The 5,989-nt window shown below is 67.7% G+C and carries 6 protein-coding genes; all 6 read left to right on the top strand.

Annotated elements, in window-relative coordinates:
* Positions 1-1,106 (top strand): lysine--tRNA ligase (gene lysS, locus VFW45_15955; protein HEU5182280.1); only part of this gene is annotated, 1,106 nt, incomplete at its 5' end.
* Entirely contained in the window at positions 1,103-2,374 is a 1,272-nt protein-coding gene (locus VFW45_15950) for an FtsX-like permease family protein (GenBank protein ID HEU5182279.1), read from the top strand. The genes lysS and VFW45_15950, both read left to right, overlap by 4 nt.
* Positions 2,371-3,081: an ABC transporter ATP-binding protein gene (locus VFW45_15945; GenBank protein ID HEU5182278.1), complete on the top strand. Its 711-nt coding sequence runs from the start codon at positions 2,371-2,373 to the stop codon at positions 3,079-3,081. Before VFW45_15950 ends, VFW45_15945 begins: the two co-directional genes overlap by 4 nt.
* Entirely contained in the window at positions 3,078-3,584 is a 507-nt protein-coding gene (locus tag VFW45_15940; protein HEU5182277.1) for a UvrB/UvrC motif-containing protein, read from the top strand. Before VFW45_15945 ends, VFW45_15940 begins: the two co-directional genes overlap by 4 nt.
* Complete coding sequence (locus VFW45_15935; GenBank protein ID HEU5182276.1) at positions 3,581-4,693, top strand: protein arginine kinase; 1,113 nt, start codon at positions 3,581-3,583, stop codon at positions 4,691-4,693. Before VFW45_15940 ends, VFW45_15935 begins: the two co-directional genes overlap by 4 nt.
* Before the next feature lie 10 nt (positions 4,694-4,703).
* The coding region (locus VFW45_15930; protein ID HEU5182275.1) for a Clp protease N-terminal domain-containing protein at positions 4,704-5,989 on the top strand (1,286 nt) is incomplete at its 3' end.

Raw genomic sequence — 5,989 nt, 5'->3', positions numbered from 1 at the left:
AGACCCAGCAGACCGATGCGGGCGCGGTGACCTTCGGCGGCCTGGCGGATCCCGAGGTGCGCTACCGGCAGCGCTACGCCGACCTCGCGGTGCACCCGGAGGTGCGCCGGGTCTTCGAGACCCGCGCGGAGGTGATCCGGTTCCTGCGGCGGTTCCTGGACGAGCGCGGATTCCTGGAAGTGGAAACCCCCGTGCTCCAGCCGCTCTATGGCGGGGCGATGGCCCGGCCGTTCGTGACCCACCATAACGCGCTCGACATGCCGCTCTACCTCCGCATCGCCGATGAGCTGTATCTCAAGCGGCTGGTGGTGGGCGGATTCGAGAAAGTCTATGAAATCGGCCACGATTTCCGGAACGAGGGCATGGACCGCACTCACAATCCGGAATTCACCATGCTGGAGTGTTACCAGGCCTACGCCGACTATCGCGACATCCTGGCGCTTACCGAGGCGATGGTCTCGGGCGCGGTGCAGCATACCACCGGCGGCCCCGGCGTCACGTACCAGGGCGCGGCGATCGATTTCACTCCTCCGTTCCGCCAGGTGAGCTTCGTCGAAGGCATTCGGGAGCGAACCGGGCTCGACGTCCGGGTCGCCTCCGAGGCCGAATTGCGTGCGAAGTTGACGGCGTCGGGCGTCTCCCGCGAGGACGCCCAGCTGCTCTCGGGAGGCCGCTTGATCGACCAGGTGTTCAAGGTGTATCTCGAGCCCTCGCTGGTGCAGCCGACCTTCGTGATGGATTACCCCAAGTCCCTGTCGCCGCTGGCCCGGGAGCACCGCGACGATCCCGCCCTCACCGAGCGGTTTGAGCTCTTCGTCGGCGGGAAGGAGATCGCCAATGCCTTCAGCGAGCTCAACGACCCCGACGAGCAGCGGGCACGGTTTCAGGACCAGGCCCGGCAGCGCGAGGCCGGAGACGACGAGGCGCAGCCACTGGACCACGACTACGTCCGCGCCCTGGAGTACGGCATGCCGCCCACCGGCGGGATGGGACTGGGGCTCGACCGCCTCGTCATGCTGATCACCGGCCAGCCGTCGATCCGGGACGTGATCCTGTTTCCCGCGATGCGACCGGAAGAGGGGACGCCGGAAGGACCGGCGGCGTGAGCCGGCGCCTGCGGCTGCCGTCGCCACTGGAGCGGAGCATCGCGCTTCGCTACATGCGCGGACGCAAGCAGTCGCGCTTCGCGTCGCTCAACACCATCATCGCCATCGGGGGCGTCGCCATCGGCGTCATGGCGCTGGTGGTGGTGCTCGGCGTGATGAACGGCCTGCGGGACGACCTGCGGGACCGGATCCTGGTAGCGAACCCCCATTTGCGGATCCTGACCTACGGACCCACCCTCCGGGTGGACAGCTGGCGCGAGGCACTCGATACGATTCGCGCCTACCGGGACGTCGTGGCCGCCGGACCCGAAGTCATCACCAAATCGATGATCCTGAACCAGGCCGATTACCCTGCCGCGGTGGACGTGGTCGGCTTCGATCCCGATACCGGCCGGATCGCGGTGACCACGCTTTCCCAGAAGGTCACCCCGGGGAGTCTCTCCTTCCGGACCCATGCCGACAGCGTGGACGGCGGCATCGTCCTCGGCTATCGGCTGTCGGCCCGACTCTCGGCCTACCAGGGCGACGTGGTGCGGCTGATTTCTCCCATGTCGGTCCGGCGCGACCGGGCCACGGGGAAGATGATTCCCCAGATCTGGTACTTCGAGGTCACCGGCACCTTCGACACCGGGATGTACCAGTACGACGACGGCTTCGCGGTAATGGACATGGCCACGGCCCAGCGGTTCGCCGGCCTGGGCGACGCGGTTACCGGGATCCAGATCCGGGTGCGGGATCCCTGGAAGGCGCCCCAGGTGGGCGACAGCCTCCAGAAGCGTCTCGGATATCCCTTCCGCTCCTACGACTGGCAGAGCCAGAATGCCAGCCTGTTCAGCGCGCTGCAGCTGGAAAAGCTCGCGATGGGCCTGATCATCTGTTTCGTGATGGTCGTGGCCGCGTTCAACATCATCGGCACGCTCACCATGGTCGTGGCGGAGAAGACCAAGGAAATCGGGATCCTGCAGGCCATGGGCATCACGCCCGGCGGCATCGCGCGCATCTTCCTGTCGCAGGGGGCGATCATCGGGGCGGTCGGCACCGTGCTGGGGTTGGGAGGCGGGCTCATGCTCGCGTTCGCGATCGACCGGTCGGGCCTCATCAAGATCGACCCCGCGGTGTATTTCATCGACCATCTGCCGGTGCACGTGGAGCTGCTCGACGTCGGGGCCGTGGTCCTGTTCAGCTTCCTGGTGGCCCTGGTGGCTACCCTGCATCCGTCCCGGGCGGCGGCGCGGCTCACCCCGGTGGAAGCGATCCGTCACGAATGAGCGCCATCCTTGAAGCGCGCGACCTCCGCAAGGCGTATCGCGGCGGCGACGGCGGCACCATCGAGGTGCTCCGCGGGATCGACTTCGCGGTCGAGACCGGCGAATTCGTGGCGGTCACCGGGGAGAGCGGATCGGGCAAGAGCACCCTGCTGCACCTCCTGGGCGCGCTGGACCTGCCCACCTCGGGCCAGGTGCGGCTGGGCGGCACCGCCTATGACGAGTTCGATCCCAGCGGGCTGGCGGAGCTGCGAAACCGGCGGATCGGGTTTGTCTTCCAGTTTCATCACCTGCTGCGGGACTTTACCGCCGAGGAGAACGTCGCCCTCCCGCTGCAGATCGCCGGCTCCCCGCCGTCCCGCGCGCTGGCACGGGCCAGAGACCTGCTCGGGTCGGTGGGTCTGGGCGCCCGGAGCCGCCACCTGCCGGCCCAGCTGTCCGGAGGCGAGCAGCAGCGGGCGGCGGTGGCGCGCGCGCTGGCGGTGCAGCCGGCGTTGCTGCTGGCCGACGAGCCGTCGGGAAATCTCGACGAGCAGAACGCGGAGCAGCTGCACGCCCTCTTCTCGGGGCTGGCACGGCAGTTCCAGACGGCGATGGTGATCGTCACTCACAATCGGTCACTGGCGGGGCGTGCCGACCGGGTCCTGACTCTCTCCGAGGGCGTGCTCGCGCCGGCCCTGGGGTACGGGGCCGAGGTGCTTCCCGGATGAAATGCAGCAATTGCGGCGAGCGGGAAGGCGTCGTCAGCCTCACTCAGGTGAAGGAGGGCGAGGTGCACACCTCGAGCCTCTGCGCCGAGTGCGCCGCCGAGAAGGGCATCGAGACCGGATTCGCCATGGCCGACACGCCGCTGGGCGGGTTTCTGGCCAAACTGGGCGAAAGCGCCGATCCCGATGCGCCGCTGCAGGCTGCGCTGGAAACCCGTTGCCCCGGCTGCAACGCCACGCTGCGCGATTTCCGGGAGAGCGGCCGCGTCGGATGCGCCGAGTGCTACGCCGCGTTCGACGCCCCGCTGCGCGAGCTGCTGCGACGGCTCCACGGCTCCACGCATCACACCGGGATGCAGTATGAACAGACAGCCGCGGGTTCGCCGGTCCGGATCGAGGCCGGAAAGACCGATCTCGAGCTCCGGGAGCAGCTCCGTCGCGCGGTCGAGCGGGAACAGTTCGAGCTCGCGGCCGAGCTGCGCGACCGGTTGAAGGACCGCGAATGATCGACCTCAGCCTCCTCCCCGACGGCGGGATGTCCTGGCTCGAGGCCAGCGGTCCGGGAAGCCACCTGGTGGTGTCCACCCGGATCCGGCTGGCCCGGAATCTCCGCAGCCATCGCTTCGCCACTCGGAGCGACGCCCCGGAGCGGGAGACCATCCTCGCGGAAGTCGAGCAGGCCGCCGCCATGACCGAGGGGCTCCGTCGGGCGGTCCGGTTCCGGGTGGACCGGCTCGATCTGCAGGACCGCCAGCTGCTCCACGAACGGCACCTGGTGAGCCGGGAGCTGGCGGCTCCGGAGGCGGCCGTCAGGCTCCGCCCGGCCGGCGGATTGCTGGTCCAGGATCAGGCCAGCGTCATGATCAACGAGGAGGACCACCTCCGGATCCAGGCGCTCCGTTCCGGCTTCGCTTTGGAGGCCGCCTGGGGCTTGGTTGCGACGCTGGACGCCGAACTGGGGCAACGACTTGCCTTCGCATTTCACCCTGAGTTCGGTTACCTTACGAGTTGCCCGACCAACGTCGGAACCGGGCTCCGGGCTTCGGTTTTGGTGCACCTCCCTGGGCTCGTTTTGACCAAGGAAATCAACAAGATTCTCCAGGCCCTAACCCAGGTCGGGCTGACCTTCCGGGGGCTGTACGGCGAAGGCAGCGAGGTGGTGGGCAACCTCTTCCAGCTGTCGAACCAGACGACCCTCGGCAAGTCGGAGCTGGAACTGCTGGACCACCTCGGTAAGCTGGTCCGGCAGGTGATGGAACACGAGGAGCGCGCGCGCCAGATTCTCCTGCGCGACGCGACGGCCATCCTCGAAGACAAGGTCTGGCGGGCGTATGGGCTCCTCCGGTACGCGCGCACCTTGTCGTTCGAGGAGACGATGAACCTTCTGAGCGGGGTCCGGCTGGGTGTGGGGCTCGGGCTCATCCCGAACGTCGGTATGTATGCGCTGAACAAGCTGCTGGTCTTCACCCAGCCCGCGCATCTCGCCGCCGCCCAGGGGCGGGCTCTCACCGATGACGAAGTGCCGGTGCGTCGCGCAGCATATGTCCGGCAGGTGCTGGAGGAGGAAGTGGGGCGTCGCGGGCCATCCGCACAGGCGCCTCCGACCCCGAGGTGAAACAGGAAGCATGAACGGCTACAACTTCACGGATCGCGTTCGAAAGGTGCTGCAGATGGCTCGGGAAGAGGCCGCGCGCCTCCACCACGAGTACGTCGGCACCGAGCACATTCTCCTGGGGCTGATCCGCGAAGGCGAAGGCGTGGCCGCGGCGGTCCTCACGAATCTCAACGTCGATCTCGACGACATCCAGCAGAAAATCGAGGAAACGGTCAAGAAGGGGAAAGCGGCGGCCGCGCCCGGCCCCGATCTGCCGTACACCTCGCGCGCCAAGAAGGTCCTCGAGCTGGCCATGACGGAAGCCAGGGAGCTCAATCATTCCTACGTGGGCACCGAGCACCTGCTGCTCGGCCTGTTGCGGGAAGAGAAGGGCATCGCGGCCCAGGTCCTGACCGACGCGGGCGTCACGCTGGAGCAGTCGCGCGCCGAGACGCTGCGGCTCCTGGGCAGCGACATGCCGCAGGCGTCGGCCGGCGCGGCACCCCCGACGCCGCCGGCCTCCGCCCCCAAGTCGGAAAAGAAATCCAAGACGCCGGCGCTGGACCACTTCTGCCGCGATCTCACCCAGCTCGGCGCCGAGGGCCAGCTCGATCCGACCATCGGCCGGCAGAAGGAAATCCAGCGGGTCATGGAGATCCTGGCCCGGCGCAAGAAGAACAACCCGGTGCTCATCGGCGAGCCGGGCGTCGGCAAGACGGCGATCGTCGAGGGCCTCGCGCTGCTGATCGCCAGCGGCCAGTGCCCCGACGTGCTGCGAGACCATCGGGTCCTGTCGCTGGACATGGCCGCGGTCATCGCGGGCACCAAGTACCGGGGCCAGTTCGAGGAGCGGCTCAAGGCGGTGATGAACGAGATCGCCCAGAACAAGAACATCATCCTGTTCATCGACGAGTTGCACACGCTCGTTGGCGCAGGGGCGGCCGAAGGCGCGATCGACGCCAGCAACATGCTGAAGCCGGCGCTCGCGCGCGGAGAGCTGCAGTGCGTTGGTGCCTCGACGCTGAACGAGTACCGCAAGTACATCGAGAAGGACGCTGCCCTGGAGCGGCGCTTCCAGCCGGTCTTTACCGGCGAGCCGTCGGTGGAGGACACCATCGCCATCCTCCGCGGACTCAAGGAAAAGTACGAGACCTACCACGGCATCCGCATCAAGGACAGCGCCCTCATCGCCGCCGCCACCCTCTCCAGCCGCTATATCACCGACCGCTTCCTCCCCGACAAGGCGATCGACCTGATCGACGAGGCGGCTTCCCGGCTGCGCATCGAGATCGACTCGATGCCGATCGAGATCGACGA

This window comes from Candidatus Polarisedimenticolia bacterium (genome assembly GCA_035764505.1).
Taxonomy (GTDB): domain Bacteria; phylum Acidobacteriota; class Polarisedimenticolia; order Gp22-AA2; family AA152; genus AA152.
The sequence above is the reverse complement of the archived record's forward strand: the minus strand, read 5'-3'. Positions and strand labels throughout refer to the sequence as shown.